16 protein-coding genes, 1 tRNA gene and 2 pseudogenes are annotated in these 20,420 nt (G+C 75.8%); 10 read left to right on the forward strand and 9 right to left on the reverse strand.

Annotation, left to right across the window (positions count from 1 at the left end):
- Positions 1-76, forward strand: a tRNA-Cys gene (locus tag BN6_RS18710).
- Here the strand turns inward: BN6_RS18710 and BN6_RS18715 are convergent.
- Positions 74-745: a TetR/AcrR family transcriptional regulator gene (locus tag BN6_RS18715; RefSeq protein ID WP_015101269.1), complete on the reverse strand. Its 672-nt coding sequence runs from the start codon at positions 743-745 to the stop codon at positions 74-76. The genes BN6_RS18710 and BN6_RS18715 overlap by 3 nt on opposite strands.
- A 75-nt stretch (positions 746-820) precedes the next feature.
- Here BN6_RS18715 and BN6_RS18720 point away from each other — a divergent pair, with 75 nt between their 5' ends.
- The 3 genes and pseudogenes from BN6_RS18720 to BN6_RS18730 all read left to right on the forward strand — a co-directional run.
- Positions 821-1,693, forward strand: a complete 873-nt coding sequence (locus BN6_RS18720) for an MBL fold metallo-hydrolase (RefSeq protein ID WP_015101270.1) — start codon at positions 821-823, stop codon at positions 1,691-1,693.
- 387 nt (positions 1,694-2,080) lie between these two features.
- Entirely contained in the window at positions 2,081-3,703 is a 1,623-nt protein-coding gene (locus tag BN6_RS18725; RefSeq protein ID WP_041317287.1) for an ABC-F family ATP-binding cassette domain-containing protein, read from the forward strand.
- Positions 3,704-3,747: 44 nt separating this feature from the next.
- Positions 3,748-5,157, forward strand: a pseudogene (locus tag BN6_RS18730) (ATP-binding cassette domain-containing protein); the annotation flags it as partial.
- A gap of 239 nt (positions 5,158-5,396) precedes the next feature.
- On the opposite strand, the gene BN6_RS18735 reads toward BN6_RS18730, so the two are convergent.
- Positions 5,397-6,614, reverse strand: coding sequence for a glycoside hydrolase family 3 N-terminal domain-containing protein (locus tag BN6_RS18735; protein ID WP_015101273.1), 1,218 nt, complete (start codon positions 6,612-6,614; stop codon positions 5,397-5,399).
- An 83-nt stretch (positions 6,615-6,697) separates the two neighbouring features.
- Between BN6_RS18735 and BN6_RS18740 the strand changes: the two genes are divergently transcribed.
- Both BN6_RS18740 and BN6_RS18745 read left to right on the forward strand, forming a co-directional pair.
- Entirely contained in the window at positions 6,698-9,304 is a 2,607-nt protein-coding gene (locus BN6_RS18740; RefSeq protein ID WP_015101274.1) for a helix-turn-helix transcriptional regulator, read from the forward strand.
- Positions 9,305-9,689: 385 nt separating this feature from the next.
- A complete protein-coding gene (locus tag BN6_RS18745) occupies positions 9,690-10,364 on the forward strand; it encodes a S1 family peptidase (protein WP_015101275.1) in 675 nt (224 codons plus the stop codon).
- Positions 10,365-10,439: 75 nt separating this feature from the next.
- Here the strand turns inward: BN6_RS18745 and BN6_RS18750 are convergent, their stop codons facing one another.
- The 3 genes and pseudogenes from BN6_RS18750 to BN6_RS50250 form a co-directional block, all read right to left on the reverse strand.
- Entirely contained in the window at positions 10,440-13,163 is a 2,724-nt protein-coding gene (locus tag BN6_RS18750; protein ID WP_015101276.1) for a secreted protein, read from the reverse strand.
- A gap of 178 nt (positions 13,164-13,341) precedes the next feature.
- Positions 13,342-13,779, reverse strand: a complete 438-nt coding sequence (locus BN6_RS47895; protein ID WP_015101277.1) for an AAA family ATPase — start codon at positions 13,777-13,779, stop codon at positions 13,342-13,344.
- A 40-nt stretch (positions 13,780-13,819) separates the two neighbouring features.
- Positions 13,820-14,041 (reverse strand): annotated as a pseudogene (locus BN6_RS50250) (hypothetical protein); the annotation flags it as partial.
- A 457-nt stretch (positions 14,042-14,498) separates the two neighbouring features.
- Between BN6_RS50250 and BN6_RS18760 the strand changes: the two are divergent.
- Positions 14,499-15,779, forward strand: coding sequence for a D-alanyl-D-alanine carboxypeptidase family protein (locus BN6_RS18760; protein ID WP_041313238.1), 1,281 nt, complete (start codon positions 14,499-14,501; stop codon positions 15,777-15,779).
- On the opposite strand, the gene BN6_RS18765 is transcribed toward BN6_RS18760, so the two are convergent.
- Genes BN6_RS18765 through BN6_RS18780 form a run of 4 tightly spaced genes read right to left on the reverse strand, consistent with a single transcriptional unit; the run spans position 15,749 to position 17,088 of the window.
- Positions 15,749-16,267 (reverse strand): hypothetical protein, encoded by a 519-nt coding sequence (locus BN6_RS18765; RefSeq protein WP_015101280.1) that lies wholly within the window; start codon positions 16,265-16,267, stop codon positions 15,749-15,751. The two genes, BN6_RS18760 and BN6_RS18765, sit on opposite strands and share 31 nt — an antisense overlap.
- 9 nt (positions 16,268-16,276) lie before the next feature.
- The gene (locus BN6_RS18770; RefSeq protein ID WP_015101281.1) at positions 16,277-16,549 is read right to left on the reverse strand and encodes a hypothetical protein; all 273 of its coding nucleotides are present in this window, start codon (positions 16,547-16,549) and stop codon (positions 16,277-16,279) included.
- Complete coding sequence (locus BN6_RS18775; protein ID WP_015101282.1) at positions 16,510-16,854, reverse strand: hypothetical protein; 345 nt, start codon at positions 16,852-16,854, stop codon at positions 16,510-16,512. The genes BN6_RS18770 and BN6_RS18775 overlap by 40 nt, the downstream gene beginning before the upstream one ends.
- A gap of 12 nt (positions 16,855-16,866) precedes the next feature.
- Positions 16,867-17,088, reverse strand: coding sequence for a hypothetical protein (locus BN6_RS18780; protein WP_041313242.1), 222 nt, complete (start codon positions 17,086-17,088; stop codon positions 16,867-16,869).
- Between the two features lie 477 nt (positions 17,089-17,565).
- Here BN6_RS18780 and BN6_RS46790 point away from each other — a divergent pair, with 477 nt between their 5' ends.
- Genes BN6_RS46790 through BN6_RS18795 form a run of 3 tightly spaced genes read left to right on the forward strand, consistent with a single transcriptional unit; the run spans position 17,566 to position 20,397 of the window.
- On the forward strand, positions 17,566-18,618 hold the full coding sequence (locus BN6_RS46790) for a sensor histidine kinase (protein WP_158509411.1): 1,053 nt from the start codon (positions 17,566-17,568) through the stop codon (positions 18,616-18,618).
- Positions 18,611-19,759: a hypothetical protein gene (locus BN6_RS18790; protein ID WP_015101285.1), complete on the forward strand. Its 1,149-nt coding sequence runs from the start codon at positions 18,611-18,613 to the stop codon at positions 19,757-19,759. The genes BN6_RS46790 and BN6_RS18790 overlap by 8 nt, the downstream gene beginning before the upstream one ends.
- Complete coding sequence (locus BN6_RS18795) at positions 19,741-20,397, forward strand: response regulator (protein WP_015101286.1); 657 nt, start codon at positions 19,741-19,743, stop codon at positions 20,395-20,397. The genes BN6_RS18790 and BN6_RS18795 overlap by 19 nt, the downstream gene beginning before the upstream one ends.
- Positions 20,398-20,420: the final 23 nt, after the last annotated feature.

Genomic DNA, 20,420 nt, shown 5'->3' on the forward strand with positions numbered 1-20,420 from the left:
GACGGGTCGTAGCGCAGAGGCAGTCGCACCGGCCTGCACAGCCGGGGAACGCTGGTTCGAATCCAGCCGCCCGTCACCCCTCTTGGCCACCCGAGGTCCCGGTGGTCGTCACGCCGGAGCGCTCGGTGTGCGCGGACCGCGCCCGGGACGGGTGCGACGGCTCCGCCAGACCGGTCAGCACCGCCCGGACCAGCCGCTCGGCCTCGCGATCGACGGCACGGGGGCCGTCGAGCCGGATCAGCCCGTCGCGCAGCAGGGTGGCCAGCCCGTGCACGGCGGCCCAGAACGCGAACTCGGCACCGGGGCGGGCCGCGTCGGACAGGCCGCCGGCGGCCACGAGCCGGTCCAGCTCGGCGCAGAGCACGTCGTGGGGGTGCGGGGCCCCGGGCTCGTCGTGGTGCGGTCCGAACGCCAGCGCGGCCACCGCCGGCTCAGCCAGCGTCCACCGCACGTACCCGCGGCCGAGGGCGACCAGGCGTCGCAGCGGGTCCGCGCGCTGACCCCGGGCCCGTGCGGCGGCGTGCCGGAGGTCGTCGCCCAGCCCGGCGAGAACGCGGCCGGCCAGCGCGCGCACCAGGGCGTCCCGCGAGGCGAAGTGGTGGTACGCGGCGCTGGGGCTGACGCCGACGCGGGCCGAGACCTCGCGCAGCGACCAGCCGTCGGCGCCCCGTTCGCGCACCAGCGACTCCGCCGCGTCGAGCAGGGCGCCGCGCAGGTCGCCGTGGTGGTAGGGCCGTCCGGTCATGACCTGATCTTAGCGGTGTTCAGATCAGGTGCTAGCGTCGAGGCCATCTGAACACTGATCAGATTGGAGTCGGACGTGGGCAGCGAACCGATCGTGCGCGGCGAACCGGTCGAGGTGGCCGAGGGGGTGTTCGTGATCCCCGACGGGCGGGTGCCGCTGGTTCCCAACGTCGGGATCGTGGTCGGCGAGCGGGCCGCCCTGGTCGTGGACACCGGGCTGGGGCCGCGCAGCGGCGCGTACGTGCTCGACCAGGCCCGGCGGCTCGCCGGGGACCGCCCGCTCTACCTGACCACGACGCACTTCCACCCGGAGCACGGGTTCGGCGCGCAGGTGTTCGAAGGTGTGGCGACCGTGGTCTACAACCGCGCGCAGCGCGATGAGCTGCACCGCAAGGGAGCGGCCTACCTCGACATGTTCGCCGGCCTCGGGCCGGAGATCGCCGCCGAACTCGCCGACGTCCGGCTGGTGGGGCCCGACATCGCCTACGACGGCGACCGCGTCGAACTCGACCTGGGCGGGCGCACGGCGGTCCTGCACCACCGGGGGCCGGCGCACAGCGCGGGCGACCAGACCGTGCTCGTGGACGACCGCGTGCTGTTCACCGGGGACCTGGTGGAGACCCGGATGTTCCCGATCGTGCCGCACTTCCCGCCGTTCGACGTCGACGCGGACGCCGAGCGGTGGATCGCCGTGCTCGACCGGTTGCGCGCCCTCGACCCCGCCGTGGTCGTGCCCGGTCACGGCGAGGTCGGCGACGCCGCGCTGATCGGCGACGTCCGCGACTACCTCGACCACGTCCGCACCGAGGTCACCCGGCTGGCGGCCGACGGGAAGTCGTTCGACGAGGTGTCGGCGGAGATCGGGCGCACCGCCCGCGAAGGCCGCTCGACCTGGGAGCAGCCCGAGTGGATCGGGTTCACCGCGCGCGCCTTCCACGAATCCGCCTGACCGCACCCGCCCGTGCTGGTGCCCGACCTGTGCCCGGCCGAGCCCGACCCCCACCCCGGGCCGGGCTTGGCGGCTCGCTGCGGCGGTTCGTGGGGGCGGGAGTCGGCCGGGAACCGCCGCCAGGTGCGGAAATCCACTGTCCACTGTGGTCCGGACGGATATCGGGAGGTGCCTTGTGGAGGGTTGTGCTACGGTCGAATCGCAGGTGTCCCGAGATCAGGAGTGGTGACGTGGCAGGTGAAGACGACATCTCCGGGTGAGCCCCGGAGCTGGTGAACCACTGGTGTGCGCGCGTGGTGCGGGCCGCCGTGGTCATGTCGTCGTTCCCCCACATCCACCAGCGGTGTCGCTTTCGTGCGCCCGTTCATCACCTCCGAGGTCTGTTCCGTGTCAGACGCGTTCATCGTGTGCTCGTCCCTGTCGTTCTCCTGGCCGGACGACACCCCCGTGTTCGAGGACCTGTCCTTCTCCGTGCCGGGCGGGCGCACCGGCCTGGTCGCGCCGAACGGCGCGGGCAAGTCGACCCTGCTCAAGCTGATCGCCGGTGAGCTGCGGCCCACCGGCGGGAGCGTCTCGGTCGACGGGGTGCCCGGCCACCTGCCGCAGACCCTGCCGCTGACCGGCGACCTGACCGTGGCCGAGGTGCTGGGCATCGCCCCGGTGCTGGCCGCGATCACCGCCGTCGAGTCCGGCGACGCCGCCGAGGAGCACTTCACCACCATCGGCGCGGACTGGGACGTCGAGGAGCGCACCCGCGCCCAGCTCGACCGGCTCGGGCTCGGCGCGCTCGACCTCGACCGCCGGCTGGACACCCTCAGCGGCGGGCAGGTCGTCTCGCTCGGGCTGGCCGCGCAGCTGCTGCGCCGGCCGGACGTGCTGCTGCTCGACGAGCCGACCAACAACCTCGACCGGGACGCCCGGCACCGGCTCCACGACGTGCTGCACGACTGGTCGGGCTGCCTGCTGCTGGTCAGCCACGACCGGGAGCTGCTGGACCGGATGGACCGCATCGCCGAGCTCGACCGCGGCGGCATCCGCTTCCACGGCGGCGACTTCACCTCCTACGAGGCCGCCGTGCAGGCGGAGCGCGAGCTCGCCGACCACCAGGTCCGCGCCGCCGAGCGGGAGGTCAAGCGGGAGAAGCGGGAGTTGCAGCAGGCCCGGGAACGCGCGCAGCGCCGGGCCGGCAACGCCGCCCGCAACCTGGGCAGCGCCGGTCTGCCGCGGATCTTCGCGGGCACCATGAAGCGCAACGCCCAGGAGTCGGCGGGCAAGGCGAACGAGGTGCACGCGGCCCGCCTGACCGCCGCGAAGGCCCGGTTGGACGAGGCCGAGGGCAACCTGCGCGACGACCGGAAGCTCGCCCTCGACCTGCCCGGCACGGAGGTGCCCGCCGGGCGCACGCTGTTCGTCGGCGAGGGCCTGCGCGTCCGGCGCGGCGGCCGCGACCTCTACGCCGGCGTCGACCTGGCCGTGCGGGGCCCCGAGCGGATCGCGCTGACCGGCCCGAACGGCTCGGGGAAGTCCACCCTGCTCCGGGTGGTCGACGGCGACCTGGAGCCGGACGAGGGCCGGGTCACCCGGCACCCGGGACGGGTGGCGTACCTGTCGCAACGGCTGGACCTGCTCGACCCGGGCCGCAGCGTGGCCGACAACCTGGCCGCGTACGCGCCCTCGCTGCCGCCCGCGCAGCGGATGACCCTGCTGGCCCGGTTCCTGTTCCGGGGTTCGCGCACGGCGCTGCCGGTGGGCGTGCTGTCCGGCGGGGAACGGCTGCGTGCCACCCTGGCGTGCGTGCTGTTCGCCGAGCCCGCGCCGCAACTGCTGCTGCTGGACGAGCCGACCAACAACCTGGACCTGGTCAGCGTCGGCCAGTTGGCGAGCGCGCTCGACGCGTACCGGGGCGCGTTCATCGTGGTCAGCCACGACGAGCGGTTCCTGGCCGAGATCGGGGTGGGCCGCCGGTTGCGGCTGGTGGACGGGCGACTGCTCGACACCACCGCGCCCTGACCCGTCCCGACCACCTCCGGGGTTCCGCCATGCCCATGTCCGCCATGCCTCCACCCGCCCTGCTCGCCCACGACCTGGTCCGCGTGCTGGGCGTGCGCCGGGTGCTCGACGGGCTGTCCTTCACCGCCGCCCCCGGCCACCGGATCGGGCTGATCGGGGACAACGGCGTCGGCAAGTCCACGCTCCTGCGCCTGTTGGCCGGCCTCGACCGGCCGGACGCGGGCACCGTCACCCGGCCGGACGACGTCGGCTTCCTGCACCAGGAGCTGCCGTTCGCGCCGGGCGCGACGATCGCCGACGTGCTCGCCGACGCGGTCCGCGACGCCCGTGACGACCTCGCCGAACTCGACCGGCTGGCCGCCGCGCTCGCCGACGCGCCGCAGGACGAGGGCCTGCCGGCCGCCTACGCCGACCGGCTCGACCGCGCGCAGCACCGCGACGCGTGGGACGCCGACCGCCGTGCCGCGCTGGTGTTCGGCGGGCTCGGCCTGGCCGCCCTGCCCGCCGAGCGCCCGCTGGGCTCGCTGTCCGGCGGGCAGCGCGGCCGGTTGGCGCTGGCCGCGCTGCTGGTGCGGCGGCCGTCGGCGCTGCTGCTGGACGAGCCCACCAACCACTTGGACGACGAGGCGATGGCCTTCGTGGAGGGGCACCTGCGCGCGTTGCCGGGTGTCGTCGTGGTGGCCAGTCACGACCGGGCGTTCCTCGACGCCGTGTGCACCGACCTGGTCGACCTCGACCCCGCGCTGGGCGGACCGACCCGTTTCGGCGGCGGCTACACCGCTTACGTGGCCCGCAAACGCGCCGACCGGGAGCGGTGGCGGCGGCGGCACGCCGATGAAGAGGAGGAACTGGCGGCGTTGCGGCACGCGGCGCAGGACACCGCCCACCAGGTCGCGCCGAACCGCGAAAAGCGCGACAACGAGAAGATGGGCTACGGCCACTCCGGCGGGCGCGTGCAGAACCAGATCGCGCGGCGGGTCCGCAACGCCACCCGCCGGCTGGAGACCCTCGAACGCACCCGCGTCCCGGAACCGCCGCGACCGCTGGAGTTCCGCCCGGCGGGGCTGGCGACCTGGGAGGGCGCGGAGGACGCGGTGTCGCTGCACGGGGTCCACGTGCCCGGCCGGCTCGCCGTGGAGCACCTGGTGGTCGCGCAGGGGGAGCGCCTGCTGGTCACCGGCGCGAACGGGGCCGGGAAGTCGACCCTGCGGGCGGTGCTCGCCGGCACGTTGTGGCACGGGGGACAGGTGCGCCGGCGGCCGGGCCTGACGGTGGGGCTGCTCGCCCAGGACACCGCGTTCGACCACCCGGACCGGACCGCGCGCGAGACCTACGAACGGGTCCTGGGGCCCGAGCGCGCCGAGGCCGTGCCCCTGACCTCGTTGGGCCTGCTCGGCGACCGCGACCTGGACACCGCCGTCGGCTGGCTCTCCGCCGGGCAGCGCCGCCGGCTCGGGCTGGCGCTGCTGGTCGCGGACCCGCCGGAACTGCTGCTGCTGGACGAGCCGACCAACCACCTCGCCCGACCCTGTGCGACGAGCTGGAGGACGCGTTGGGCCCGGGTCCCGGCGCGATCGTCGTGGCCGGCCACGACCGGTGGCTGCGCGGCCGGTGGCGGGGCGCGGAGATCAGGATGGCCGGGGGTGCCGTGGTCGGGACGTGCCCGGCGTGAGCGACAGCGGGACACCCCGGTTCAGCAGGCGTCCTTCTGCTTGAGCACGCGGCGGGCGGCCTCGTCCACGCGGGTCGCCGGGAGGGTTCCGGCGGCGACCGAGGCTTCCAGGTGGTCGAGCACCTCGCCGGCCCGGCCGCCGCTGGACCACAGCGCGATGTCCGCGCCGGCGGCCAGCGCCTGGCGGACCGCCTCGGGCAGGTCGACCCGGTCGGTGACGGCCCGCATCGCGCCCAGGTCGTCGGTCATCGCGGGCCCGGTGAAGCCGAACTCGCCGCGCAGCAGCGCGTACGCCTCGGGGCTCAGCGTCGCGGGCAGGCCGCCGGTGAGGCCCGGCACCTCGATGTGCCCGAGCATCACCACGACCCGCCCGTAGCGGCCGATGTCGCGGTAGGGCACCAGGTCGGTCTGCCGCAGCGCGTCCAGCGGCGGCGAGGTCACCGCGCCCTGGTGCGAGTCGCCGCTGGTGTTGCCGTGCCCGGGGAAGTGCTTGAGCACGGGGGTGGTGCCCACCTCGTGCAGGCCCTCGGCGAAGGCCAGGGCGTACTCGGCGGCCACGGCCGGGTCGGCGCTGAACGAGCGGTCGCCGATCACCGTCGAGGCGGGTTGGCCGCTGGTGTCGACCACCGGGGCGAGGTCCATGCTCACCCCGCGCTTCTCGAGCGCGGCCGCGCGGTCCCGGGCCAGCACCCGCACTTGCGCGGGCGACAGCGCGGCGGCCATCTCCCGGGCACTGGGGATGGAGCCGTCCAGCACGTCGACGCGCTGCACCCGGCCGCCCTCGTCGTCCACGGCCACCTGTAGCGGCAACGCCGCCGCGCCGCGCACCGCGTCCAGCCCGGCGGAGAGCAGGCCGGTGTCGTCGCCGCCGATGAAGATGCCGCCGACCTGCTCGCCCCGCACCAGGCCGAGCGCGTCGGCGGTGCCGCGCGGGTCGACGCCGACCATCAGCAGTTGCGCGAGGCGGTGGCGCAGCGACAGCGCGGCGACCTTGGGCACGCACGGGTCCGGCGGCGGCGAGGGCGACGCCTCCCGGGTGGGGGAGGACACCTGCGACTCGGCGGAGGTGCGGGGAGCGGACGCGGCCACCGGGTTCCCGGTCACCTGCCCGCCGGCGTCGTGCGGCCCGGGGTCGAGCAGTACCGCCGCGAGCAGAGCGCCGAGGGCCGCGGACGCCAGCAAGGTCCGCGTCCCGGTCTTCGGGCCGCCGCGACGCCCGATCGGCAGCTCGTTCCGCACCGGACCAACCTACGGCACGGGCGGCGCGGCCACCTCTCGGCCGTGGTGGGGCGGTTGCCGCCGCCAGTACGGTCGGTGGTGACATGGATCTCCTCGGTCGGGACGAGCTGCTGGCCACCGTGCGGGCCGGGTTCGCGCGCGGCCGGCTGTTGCTGCACGGCCCGGTCGGCATCGGGAAGACCGCACTCGTGGACGCCGTCCTGGCCGGCTCACCCGCCGGAGGCCCGGTGCTGCGCAGCAGCCCGGTGGAAGCCGACCGGGGCATCCCGCACCTGGTGCTCGCCGACCTGCTCGCCGACCTGCTCACCGACGTCCGGGTCGACCTGCCGGAGCCACAACGCGACGCGCTGGACCGCGCGCTGCGCCGCCGTGCCGGCGAACCGGACCCGCTCGCGCTGCGGCAGGCCGTGCTGGCGGTGTTCCGCGAGGTCGATCCGGTGGTCGTGGTGGACAACGCCCAGTGGGTCGACGACGCCACCGCGGACGTCCTGGCGTTCGCCCTGGTCAGAGCCCGGACGCGGGCGCTCGGCGCGGCCCGGGAACCGGTGGCCTGGTGGCGTGGCGACGTGGTCGAGGTGCCGCCGCTGACCGTCGCGGCGACCGCCGAGCTGATGGCCCGGCACGGCCGCGTCGACGTCCGGCTGACCGGCGGCAACCCGCTGTACGCGGTGGAGCTGGCCGGATCGGCCGGCGCGGTCCCGGCCCGGCTGCTCGGGGTCGTCGGCCACCTGCTCGCCGCCCAGCCCGCCGACACCCGCGCGACCCTGCTGGTGGCCTGCCTGGTGGACCGGCCGGGCCTGCGCCTGCTGGTGCACTGCGGGCGCGCGCGGGCCGCCGCCGAGCTGCGGGACTGCCCGCTGGTCCGGGTCGACCCCGACGGCGGGGTGCGCTTCCGCCAGCCGCTGGTGGCCGCCGCGATCCCGCTGGTCCTGCCGCCGGAGGAGGTCCGCGCGGCGCACGCCCGGCTCGCCGGCCTGGCCGCCGACCCGGTGCAGCGGGCGCGGCACCTGGCCCACGCGGTCACCGGCTTCGACGAGCCCACCGCCGTCGCCCTGCTGAGGGCCGCGGCCGCCGCCCGCCGCCGGGGCACCCTCGACCAGGCCGCCGAACTGGGCGGGCTGGCCGCCGAGCGCACCCCGCCGCACAGCCCGGCACGGGCCGCCGCACGCCGGTTGCGCGCCGCCGGCGACGCGTTGGGGGCGGGCCGCCACGAGCTGGCGACGGCGCTGGCCCAGGCCGTGCTGCGCTCGCCCGGCGTGCCGAGGACGCAGCGGGTGCGCGCCCAGTTGGTGCTGGTCGACGCCGTCGGCTACGCCCGGACGGCGGCCGGCGGGATGGTGGGGGAGGCGCTGACCGGCGCGAAGGGCGACGCCGCGCTGGAAGCGCCCGCCGAGTACCGGTTCGCGGTGCACTCGGCGGTGGGCGGCGACCTGCGCGGCGCGGCCCGGCACCTGGCCGACGCCGTGCTGCTCGCCCGGACCGCCAAGGACGTGCGCACCGAGGTCCGGTCGCTGTGCTCGCTCGCGCTGTGCCAGATGGCCCTCGGGGACGCGACCGCCGCCGGCACGCTCGACCTGGCCCGGCGGATCGTGCCGGAGGCGATGGTGGTCACGCACGACGGCACGCTGTGGGCGGCGGCCCGCCTGGACCTGTTCGCCGACCGGTTGCAGGCGGCGTCGGACCACCTCACCGCGCTGCTCGACCACGCCGGCGAGCGCGGCGTGCTGGCCGAGGTGATCGGCATGACGTGGGCCGCGATCGAGGTGTGGGTGGCGATGGGGCGCTGCGGCAGCGCGTTGCGCCGGGCCACCGAGTGCCTGCGGCTGGCCGAGGACATGGGCTACGACCTGGCGCTGGCCTGCTACGGGGCGGCGCTGGCCGAGGCCTACGGCGGCGACCCGGCGGTGGCCGACGCGCTGGCCCGGCGCGGAGCCGCGCGGGCCGAGGCCGACGGCGACCTGTCGTTCCTGGTGCGCAACCTGCACGCCCAGGGGCTGGCGGCGTTGAGCGCGGGCAACCCGGAGGCCGCCGTCGGGCCGCTGCGCCGGGCGGTGAAGCTCGAACTCGACATGGGTTTCGGCGACCCGGCGGTCTTCGCGACCCGCCCGGACCTGGCCGAGGCGCTGATCTCGGTGGGCCGACTGGAGGAGGCGGCCGGCGTGGTGGGCTGCGCGCGGGCGGCGGCGGTGCGGCTGGGCCGGCGCGGCGTGGTCGCGTCGCTGGACCGCGCGGACGGCCTGCTCCGGCTGGCGCTCAAGGACCCCGTGACCGCCGAGCGCTCGCTCAGCGCCGCCGTCGAGGCGCACCGCGACCTGGGGCAGCCGCTGCAACTGGGCCGGGGCCTGCTCGCGTTCGGCATCGCGGAACGCAGGCGGCGTCGTCGGGGAGCCTCCCGCCGGCTGCTGGAGCAGGCCCGCGAGGTGTTCACCGAGAGCGGCGCGCCCAGGTGGGCGGGCCGGGCGGCGGTGCTGCTCGGCGACACCCCGGAGGGCACCGCGCTGGCCGGGTTCGAGGCGCGGATCGCCCGCCAGGTCATCGAGGGCGCCAGCAACCCGGAGGTGGCGGGCCGGCTCAACATCAGCGTCAAGACCGTCGAGGGCGCGCTGACCCGCATCTACCGCAAGCTCGACGTCCGCAACCGCACCCAGCTCGCGGCCCGGCTGCGCGGCGAGCGCAACCCGCAGATCTAGCCGGTCGACCACCTTGCGCGCTCGGGTGGACCCGGCGTCCACTCCGCTTCGGTGCGCGGTGCGCGGGCGCGGTGCGCGGTGCGCGGTGCGCGGTGCGCGGTGCGCGGTGCGCGGTGCGCGGTGCGCGGTGCGCGGTGCGCGGTGCGCGGTGCGCGGTGCGCGGCGGGTCGTCGAGGGATGTCGGCCGCGCAGGGGTGGCCGGTCGGCCCAACGTCGGCGTCAGGACGGTCGAGGGTCCGCTGACCCGGCCCCACCCCGGGGGCTCGACGGGCGCGACCGCACCCCGGTTGCGCGGGGAGCGGGAATTCCCCGTTTCCGACCGGGGAATCGGACATCCATCCTGATCCCCGCTTGTCCCCCCTGCCTAGTGGACGAGGAGATCTACATGCGTCCGTTCATCCTTGCCTGCGCACTGCTGTGCGCGGTGACCGCCGTCCCGGCGAACGCCGCGCCCGGCGGCGAGGTCTCACCCATGATCATCGGCGGCACGCTGGTGTCGTCGGCGCCGTGGTCGGCGGCGGTCTACCGCAACGGGTCGTTCACCTGTTCCGGCACGATCATCTCGGCCCAGTGGGTGCTGACCGCGAAGCACTGCGTCGGATCGGGCCTCACGGTCCGGGTCGGCAACGTCCAGCGCGCCCAGGGCACGCCCAGCTCGGTGACCCGGTACGTCAGCCACGCGCAGGCCGACACGTCGCTGCTCCAGCTGGCCACGCCGATCCAGACCAGCGAGTACTCCAGGCTGGCCGACGCCAACCCGCCGACCGGCAGCACCAACCAGATCTACGGGTGGGGCTACACCAGCCGCAACGGCCCGGTGTCGCCGCAGCTCAAGACCGCCAACGTCCGGGTGACCTCGATCTGCCGCGACTACTACGGCGGCCAGGCGCTGTGCAGCAGCCGGATCAACGGCAACGCGTGGTCCGGTGACTCGGGCGGCCCGCAGATGTACAACGGCCTCCAGGTCGGCGTCGCCTCCACGGCCGACGGCACCTCGACGCAGCAGTACAGCAGCGTGCCCGCCGTCCGGGCGTGGATCCGGTCCACCTCGGGCGTCTGATCCCCAGGCACTCCCGGTCGCCCGCGCCGCAGCACCGGCGCGGGCGACCTCGCCGTCAGCGTGTGCCCGGCACCGTTACCGCGTGGCCGGATCGGTGACGGTACCGGTCAGGACCACCTCCCGGCTGTCGGGCTGGTAGGTGGTGAAGACCAGCCGGAGCCGTTCGGCCGGTTCGGCGTCGGTGTCGGCGGCGGTGGGCACGGCGAGTTCCGCCGTCAGCTCGCCGGGCGGGAAGTACAGCGTCAAACGCAGCCCGGTGGTGGACAGCGGCCGGGACGGCAGCGGGTCCTCCTGGTAGGTCTGCCGGCGGAACCACTGCTCGTCCACGTCGGTGCTGGACAGCTCGGGCCCGTCAGCCGGCACGGTCGCCGCGCCCACCCACAGGATGCCCACGTCGGCCGGCGCGGACAGGGCCGCCCGCCAGGCCAGCACCCCGCCCTCGGCCACCCGGTCGGCGACCGGGGCGACGGTGAGCACCGGCTCCGGGTCGTCCTCCCGCACGGTCAGCCCGCCCGCGAACCGGCCGGCGACCGTGCCGCGCACGGCCTTGACCAGCAGCACGCGCAGCGCGTCCGGGCTCCACCGGGTGTTGCCGGTGACCTGCATCGGGATCTCGACCAGGTGCTGGCCCGGCTCGACGGTCACCAGCCGCTGGGTGAACGCCCGGCCGACCTCGTCGTAGGCGAACAGCCGGACCGCGCCGGGGCCGTCGCCGGTCACCGTCACCGGGACCTGGTAGGTCCGCGTGCCGGAGTCGCCCTCGTCCGCCGTCACCACGCCGACGTCGACCCGGGGCAGCGCACCCGTCGCGGGATCGGGCAGGCCGTCGTTCCAGCCGTAGGCGTCCACCAGCCACGCCTGCCCGGCGTCGCCGCGCGGGACGAGCTCCAGCTCCACGACGTGGTGCGGGTCGACGCCCGTCAGCGGCACCCGCACCTCCTGCGCCCAGCGGGCCGACATCCGCCCGGTGGCGGGCAGCCCGTCCAGCGTGACCCGGCCCAGCTCCGCGCGGCGGCCGGCGCTGTCGGTGACCGCCACGTCGAAGGCGGTGCCGGTGGTGTTCGGCGGCACGACCAGCCGCAGCGCCAGCTCCCGCGACCCGGCCAGCGACACCTCCCGGCCCGGCCGCACCACCGCGGCCTGCCCGGCGGCGGACCAGGCCAGCGCGACGGCGTACCGGCCGGGTTCGGGCTCGATCCCCTGGAACCTGGTGAAGTGCGGCGAGCCCCGGTACTCGACCGGGTCGACGCACGCGGTGGCCGCGTTCTTGGTGACCTGGTCGCAGCGCCGTGCGTTGCCGGTGGCGGTGGTGGCGTCGTCGGGCACGACGAACGGCGTCCGCGCGCCGCCGACCGCGTGGGAGAGCACCCGCGCCGGATCGGCGGACGGGGCGCGCACGCCCGACCCGTCGAGCAGGGGCAGCACCCGCTGGTCGCCCGCGAGGAACAGCCGGGCCGCCGCCGCGACGTAGGTCGCGCCCGCCGTCTGCTGCTGGGCCGGTGTCAGCCGGGTGGCGGTGCCCGGTGAGCACACCGCGTCGGCGGGCGGGCTGGAGAAGTCGTCGTCGGCCGGGGCCTCGGCCTGGCCGGGCGTCCACTCGGCGTTGAAGAAGTTGTGGTTCGCGCCCACCACGTACAGGGCGCTGTGCAGCGCGGTTCCCCGGCCGAGACCGCGGGCCGCGTCGAGGTAGAGCTGGCCCTGGAGGTCGTTGACGTCGCCGTCGCAGCCGGGCAGGACGGTCACCGACGGCACGTCCGGCGCGGGGTTGTGGCCGAAGATCGTCGGCCCGATCAGCAGGTCGCCCTTGATCGTCCAGCGGGCGGGCCCGTCGTGGCCGCTGCCCGGCGGCGGCGCGGTGATGCTGTCGGTGGCGGCCCGGTTGACGCCCTCGCCGCCCCGGGAGTGCCCGACCAGCAGCACGTTCGCCAGGTCGGCGACGGGTGCCGCGCGGACGATCGCCGGTGCCGAAGCGCGGTCGGGGCCCGCCCAGTCGGCCCACTTCGCCAGGTGCGCGCGGACCAGCGCCGACCGCGCGCCCGCGCCGGCCTCGGGGTCCAACGCGTCCTGGGCGTTGATCCCGTTGGCGGACACCGACACCGTCACGTAGCCCTGCGACGCCAGCAGGCGCTGCGCCTGGAGGTAGCCCCGGTGGCTGGGTACCGCCCTGGACCCGGCCGGGCAAGGCCACGACAGCAGGATCTTGTTCGGCGCGGCCGGCTCGTAGCACGTGAAGTGCCTGCCGTGCAGGAACAACGCGAGCGGGCGCTTGCCGGGCGCGTCGGTGGGCGCGACCACCACGGCCTGCACCTCGATCGGCGTCGCGTACCCCGGGACGGTGATCGGGTCCAGCGCGTACTCGCCGGTGGTCGTCGGGAACGGGCCGGGCGTGCCGGGATCGACCGCCGCGGCGGGGCGTGGCGCGGGGGCGGGCGGCGGCGCGACCGTCGCCGGCACGGGTTCCACCGCGTCGAGCCGTCGGCCGGAAGCCCTGACCTGGAGCCGTTGCGCGCTGTCGACCCGGGCCCGGTCGAGGGTGTAGGTGCGCAGGTCGGCGGACGGGCGCGGCCGGCCGAGCAGCCGGTCGCCCTCCCAGAACTCGATGGCCGCGCCACCGGGCGGGATCGGGGCGGGGGCGGTCCACACCAGTTCCGTCCCGGCGAGCGTCCACCCCAGAGTCGAACCCAGAGTCGAACCCAGGAGCGGACCCGGAGGTGAACCCGCCGCCGGGGGCGCGGCGACGGTCGGCGTGGCCAGACCGGTCATGAGCAGCACGGCTACCGATAACGCTGTCAAGCGCATGGTGCGATTCCCCTCGGATTGGCCTGCGCCCAAGCCATGTCTAGCGCTGCGGCGCACCACGCGACAAGCGACAGAAGTGGGGTTTCAACTCGGGAAAGCCGAGTTCCGGGGAACCGTCCGCACCGCGACGGCTCCCTGTATGTCCACAGTGGACCAAGGGTTCAGCGGCGGCGCTTCTTCAGGTACGCGGCCAGCTCGTCGTATCGGGACCAGCCGCCCGGCGGACAGCGACTCGTCCATCGCCGACTCGGTGGCCTGCTCGCACCAGCGCCAGGTCCGCGCCGGACAGGCCGGCCGCGGGCTTGGCGACCTTCGCCAGGTCGAGCCGCCCGATCGGCCGGCCGCGCAGGTGGAACCGCAGGATCGCCTCGCGCGCGGCCACGTCCGGCGGCAGCACCAGCACCGTCCGGTCGAACCGGCCGGGCCGCAGCAGGGCCGAGTCGATGTCCCACGGGTGGTTGCTCGCGGCCAGCACGAACAGGCCGTCGTTGTCGGTCGTCGCGCCGTCGAGCTCGGCGAGCAGCTGGTCGACCACCCCGCGCAGGGACGACCCGCCGGCGCGCGTCTGCGAGCGCTTCTGCCCGAGGCGTCCACCTCGTCGAAGAACACCACGCACGGCCGGTTGCGGCGGCGCCCAGCTCGCCCGCCAACGCCCGCGCGATCAACGTCTTGCCGCACCCCGGAGGCCCCACAGCAGCAGACCGCCGCGCAGGGACTTGCCGTAGGGCAGGCTCAGCTCGGGGTTGCGCAGCGGTGCCAGGAACCGCAGTTCGAGGCGCTTCTTCACCTCGGCGAGGCCACAAATGTCGGCCATCGTGATCCCGGCCGGCCCGAGCGCGCCGATGGCCGGCTCGACCAGCGGTTCGCTCGCGCTCCACTGCCGCAGGACCTCGTCGGCGGTGTCGGGCACGGTCGGCGACGCCGAGACGGCAGGCGCGGCAGGCGCGGTGGGGTGCGCCGCGGCCGGGTCGAGTGCGTCGGCGAGCCGCCCGTAAGACGCCGCCCGGGTCTCGTCGCCCAGGGCCCGCGCGGCCGAGGCGGCGACGCGCAGCGCCGCCAGGTCGTCCGGCACGGCGGCGAGCACCGTGGTGGCGTGGGTCAGCGCGTCGTCGGCGTGGCCCACGTCCAGCAGCAGCCGCACGTGCTCGGGCCCGCCGTGCGGCGGGCCACCTAGGGGTTCCTCGCCTTCGCGGCGGCGGCCGTCACGTGTGTCGTGGTCGGCCTGACGGCCGGGCCGGCGCAAGGTACTGGTCAACGGCACGGGGGTCGCGGCGGTGGTGGCCGGTGCCGCCGTCCACGTCGTGGCGTGGGGCGGGTGCCGTTAGCCTGTGCCGCGTGCGTTTTCCCGCCTCCCGACGGCCCGTGGCCCTGGTGTCGGCCCTCTGCGCGCTGGTGGCCGCCGCCGCGCTCGGCGCCCCGGCGGTAGGTGCCCACGTCGGGGGCCACGTGAGGGCCCAGCCCCCGGCCTGCGACAACCGGGTGCCGCCGCCGGCGGTGGACACCTCCGAGCAGGTCCCGCCGGGCGGGGTGACCCCGTCGGTGCTGCCGGTGCCCGAGGAGCCGATCGGCGGCGAGGGGCTCGGCGGCTGCGGCCCGGTGCTGCCCGCCGACGCCCCCAAGCTCCCGGACGGCCTCAACGCCGCCGCGTGGGTGCTGGCCGACCTGGACTCCGGCGCGGTGCTGGCCGGGCAGGACCCGCACGGCCGGCAGCGCCCGGCGTCGGTGATCAAGGTGCTGCTGGCGAGCGTGGTGGTCAAGGAACTCGCGGGCGATGCCAAGGTGGTGGCGACCGCCGAGGACACCGCGCAGGAGTGCACGTGCGTCGGCCTGCGCGAAGGCGCGGAGTACACCGTCGACCAGCTGCTCCAGGTGCTGATGATGGTCTCCGGCAACGACGTCGCCCACGCGCTGGCCCGCAAGCTCGGCGGGGTGCCCGCCGCGCTGGCCAAGATGAACGCGCTGGCCGCCGAGGTGGGCGCGCTGGACACCCGCGCCGCGTCGCCGTCCGGGCTGGACGCCCCCGGCATGAGCACGTCGGCCTACGACATGGCGCTGATCTTCCGGGCCGCGCTGCGCCAGCCCCGGGTCGCCAAGGCGATGGCCACCCTGACCGTCGACTTCCCGGCCGCGGACGGCAACGGAACGGTCGTGCTGGGCAGCGACAACCGGCTGCTGTCCGGCTACGAGGGCGCGCTGGGCGGCAAGACCGGTTTCACCGACGACGCCCGGCACACGTTCGTCGGCGCGGCGCAACGCGGCTCGCGCCGGCTGGTCGTGGTGCTGCTGCGCGGCGAGCCCCAGCCGTTGCGGCTGACCGAGCAGGCCGCGCTGCTGCTGGACTACGGCTTCGCGCTGCCCGCGACGCAGCCGGTCGGCCGGCTGGTCGACGGGCGGCCGACGACCGCGAAACCGACCCCGACCACCCCGTCCCCGGCCGTACCCGCACCGGCGGGGGTGGCCGGCGCGCAGGAGGTCCGCGACCCGGACGCGTTCGGCACCATCGGCCTGCCGATCACGATCGTCGCCGGTGCCGGCCTGGCGCTGGGGCTGGTGGTGTTCCTGCGCAAGCGGCGGGCGCGGGCGGCTCAGGTCGCGTCGGCCACGGACCGCCAGTAGGCCAGGTTGCGTCGGCAGGACCGCGTGACGACGTTGTCGGGACCGTAGAGGCGGGTGTAGTCCGCCGGCAGGGCGGCGTGGTCGGCCACCGCCCCGGCCGGATCGCGGACCTGGCCGCGCAGGCCGGCGATCAGCGCCCGCGTGCTCAGGACGCTCGCGCTGTCGGGTCCGTGCCGGCGGGCCTGGTCGTCCCGCACCGCCTCGAACTCGGCGATCGCGCCGACCTGATCACCGGCCTGCGCGCACAGGACTGCCAGCTGGTGCCGGAGGTTCCCCGTGACGAAGTCGTCCGGGTCGTGGTGGGCGGCCGACTCCCGGCAGAGTCCCCGCGCGTGGGCGACAGCGGCCCCGGCCTGCCCGACTGGGAGCAGTGATGCCCCGACCCTCTCCAGCACGGTGTGCCCGTGGTGGTCCCAGAGCACCGGGGCCGTGTGTGCATGCAGTTCCCCCACCGCTGCCCGCAGCGCCTGGGCCAGGTCGGGGTCCACGTCGTCGTCCTACGGCCACACGTCCAGCAGGGCGTAGCCGGCCGCGTGCGCCGACGCGCCGAGCCCGCCGAGCGCCTCCCGGACCGCGCGTCCGACCGGATCGGGCACGGTGACCGCGCGTGGGCCCCGGCCCGGCTCGACGGTGACCAGGTTCACCCGGCGCAGGCGCTCCAGCGCGGCCTCCGTCATCCCGGCGGTGATCGCGCCCCGCCGCCGGAACCGCCGCCTCGGCAGGCGGTCGGTCAGGCGATCGAGGAAGGAGCGGCTGGTGAACACCGCCACCGGGACGAGCCGAGCAGGGCGGCCAGTCCGAGCACCGACCCGGCTACCCCGTGCGGACCGGCGCGGTCAGGGCCGTCGGCGTGGTCGAGCGCCAGCGAGCACGTGGCGGCCAGGGTGCTCCGGTCCGCCGGGATCGCGTCCCCCGGCCCGCCCGCCAGGTCCCGCCGCCGGTCCAGCAGCCGCCGGTACCCGGTCGCGGTGAGTTCCGGGTCGGCCCGGATCAACGCCGCCTGCGCCAACGCCGGCGGTAGCCGTTCCAGGTCCTCGGACAGCCCCGGTGCGCCCCGGCCCAGCGCCGTGGTCAAGTACCGCTCGGCCTAGTCCTCGGTGAACGCGTCGAGCCCGACGACGTGCAGCCCGTCCTGGGGCAACGCCAGGCCCGGCAGCCGGGTCATCACCACGACCTGCCCGACTTCGCCGGGCGGCCACAACCCGCGCAGCTCGGCGGGATCCCGGACGTCGTCGAGCACCACCAGCCACGGACCTCGTCGCGCGGCCAGCTCGGACTCGCCCACCCCGCCGGGCCCGGACAGCACCACCGACCGCCCGCCACCGAGCGGTCCCGCCGCCGCATCGAAAGGTAGTGCGACCGAGCTGCGGCCAGCTCCCGTCCGGCAGCGCGCTGCACAACTCCGGCGCACCCGCCCCGGCGCACCCGCCACGGTTGCCAGCCGCTGCGTGGCGCGGGCGGACGTCCCTGCGGGGTCATTCACCGCACGTTAGGGACCACCGGCGCGATGTCGACCGCCGTTCGTCGTGACGACGACCATTTGGACCAGTGGGAACTCCGAGGATCCAGCCGCTTTCCCGCAAATGTCGGGTTTCGTCGGTCCGAGTGCTGCCAAGGTGTCGTTGCTCTGTCCGGGTGGAGTGCCCGCAGTGCCCGGCGCGCGCTGGGGGAGTGCGGGAGACTCGGGCGCCGCGATCACGTTCGCCGGTCGAGGGGTGGGATGGAAGCTCCAGTCGCCGCGACTGAGGACGGGCTGCACCGGACAGGCCGCCGTTACGCAGTTTTGATGCGGGCTGCGGTGCTGCTGTGCGCGAGTGGTGCCGCCGTCTGCCAGGCCGCGCCCGATCAGCGGCCGGTGGTGGCGTCGGTGGTCGCCGGGCTCTGGCTGTGGAGCGCGGTGTACGTGCGGTGGGGCGGTCGCCTGCTCCTGGTCGACACGGCCGTGGTCCTGGCGCTGTGCTTGTCACAGCGCTGGCTCGTGCCGCCGGAGTCGTTGGGCGACAGCACGAACTGGGTGTTCGCGGTCGTGTCGTGCACGGTCGTCGCGCAGCAGTGGCTCACCTCAGCGGGCACAGGCGCGCTGCTGACCGCGATCGTCGTGGCCGCCCACCTGACCGGGAACTTCCTGGCCGCGCCGGACGGCTGGTTCGACGCGGTGCCGATCGGCCTGTGGTCGTTGGGCGAGGCGGGCCTGTCGAGACTGCTGTTCCTGCTGGTGCTCCAGGGTTCGCGGCGCGCCGACCGGGCGATCGCGGAGAGCGCCTCGGCCCGCCGGGACGCGGCGGTCGCGGCGGCCCGGCGCGACGACGAGCGCGAACACCTGGCTCTGCTGCACGACACGGCGGCGGCGACCCTGCTGGCGGTCGGGTCGCGGATGGTCGGCCCCGGCGAGCCGTGGCTCGCCGACCAGGCGGTGCGCGACCTGGAAGTGCTCGCCTCGCAACCGGGCTTCCCCGAGGGCGAGGTGGACCTGGCGCTGCTGCTCGACGAGGTCGCGCGGCACGCGCCGGTCGCGGTGCGGACCCGGTCACCGGGCCCCGTGCCGGTGGCCGCGGTGCCCGCCGCCGCGGTGGGCGCCGCGGTGCGCGAGGCGTTGACCAACGTGGGCCGACACGCCGGGGTGGACCTGGCCGAGGTGGTCCTGAGCAGGGCGGACGGGGTGGTGGTCGTGGAAGTCGTGGACCACGGCCGGGGATTCGCGCCGGACGCGGTGCCGGCGCACCGGCGCGGGCTGGCGCGGTCCATCGGGCAGCGGATGGACCGGGTCGGCGGGCGCGCGGTCGTGACCAGTGCGCCCGGCGCGGGCACCCTGGTCCGCCTGGAGTGGCCGGATGGGTGAACCGGACACCGACCTCGTGACCGACCGGCTGCTGCACCGGCTGCGCCTGGCCCTGCTGGCCATCACGACCACCACGCTCGGCGGGTTCGCCCTGCCGCTGCTGGCCGCCAATCCGGAGGTCTACCGCGACCTGACCCGGCAGGTGGTCGCCTTCGCGCTGCTGACCGGCGTCCTGCTGGTGTCCGGGTGGCACGTGCTGCGCCGGCGGTTCCCCGGCCGGTCGCGGTGGGTCCAGGTCGCGGTGGTGTTCACCGCGTCCGGGCTGGCCACCACCGGCATCGCGCCCGAGCGGCTGATGTGGGAGGCCGAGTGGTCCTACGGCGTGATCGGCTGGTTCGTGCTGCTGGTCCTGGTGGGCCGGGGCGCGGTGGCGGCGGTGGTGTTCCTGGGCGTGCACACGGTCGTGAGCTTCGGGCAGTTGTTGCTGGTCGGGCCGGCGGACGAGGTGGCCGACCTGGTCGTCGTCACGACGGTCGTGCTCGGCTGCCAACTGCCGGTGGTCGCGGTGGTGGCGGCGTTGCGCGGGCTCACGGCCACCGCCGCGGCGGCCTCCCTGCGCGCCGAGCGGGTGCGCACGGCGGACGCCATCGCCGAGCACCTGCACGCCGACCGGCAGGCCCGCTACGCCGACCTCGCGGGCACGACCGTGCCGCTGCTGACCGACCTGACGACCGGCGCGGCGGACCTGTCCGACGACGGGGTGCGCGCCGCGTACGCCGTGGCGGCGGCCCGGCACCGGAGGCTGTTCGCCGAGCACGACGACGTGGTGGACCCGCTGCTGCACGAGCTGCGGGCGTGCGTGGACCTGGCCGAGCGGCAGGGGGTCGCGGTGTACTTGGGTACGTGCGGTGAGCGGCCGACGCCGCCGCTGGAGGTGCGCCGGGCGTTGACCGAGCCCGCGTTGCGGATCATGGCGACCGCCTCCCGGGCCCGGGTGACCGTGCTCGGGACGCCGACGGGCGTCGCGGTGAGCGTGCTGGCCGACACGCCGGCCGGGCCCGCACCCGCCGAGATCGGGACGGGCGAGATCGGGACGGGTGAGGTTGGGACGGCCGAGATCGGGACGGCAGGGGTGACCGTGACGCGGCTGGTGGACGGGGCGCGGGTCTGGGTGGAGGCCACGTGGCGAGTGGGGGACTGACCACGGTGGTGGTCGTGGACGACCACCCCGCGATCGTGTCCGGGCTGGAGGCGTGGTGCGCCGCCGCCGACCCGCCGGTCCACGTGCTGGACTCCGGCGCGACCCCGGCGGTGGCGTGGACCGACCCCGGGCTGGCGGCCGACGTGATCGTGTTCGACCTGCACCTGAGCGGCCAGGTGCCGGCCTACGCGGACCTGCGGCGGCTGGTCGACGCCGGCCGGCGGGTGGTCGTCTACACCATGCGGGAGGACCGCGACACCATCCTGGTGTGCCTGGACCTGGGCGCGTTCGCCTACCTGGCCAAGACCGAGGGGCCCGACCACCTGGTGCACGCGATCCGCGCGGCCGGCCGCGACCAGCCGTACACGCCGCCGGCGATGGCGCGGGCGATCAGCACCGACACCCGCCCGGAGCGGCCCCGGCTGACCCCGCGCGAGACCGACGTGCTGGTGAACTGGTTCGCCTGCGAGTCCAAGGAGATGGTCGGCCGCAAGCTCGGCCTCTCGGTGCGGACGGTGAACAGCTACATCGACCGCGTCCGGATCCGCTACGCCAACGCGGGGCGGCCCGCCCCGACGAAGGCCGCGCTGGTCGCCCGCGCGATCCAGGACGGCCTGGTGCGGCTGGACGAGCTGTAGGGCCGCTGGGCCGGTCGCGCGGC

The organism is Saccharothrix espanaensis DSM 44229 (assembly GCF_000328705.1).
GTDB classification, from domain to species: Bacteria; Actinomycetota; Actinomycetes; order Mycobacteriales; family Pseudonocardiaceae; genus Actinosynnema; species Actinosynnema espanaense.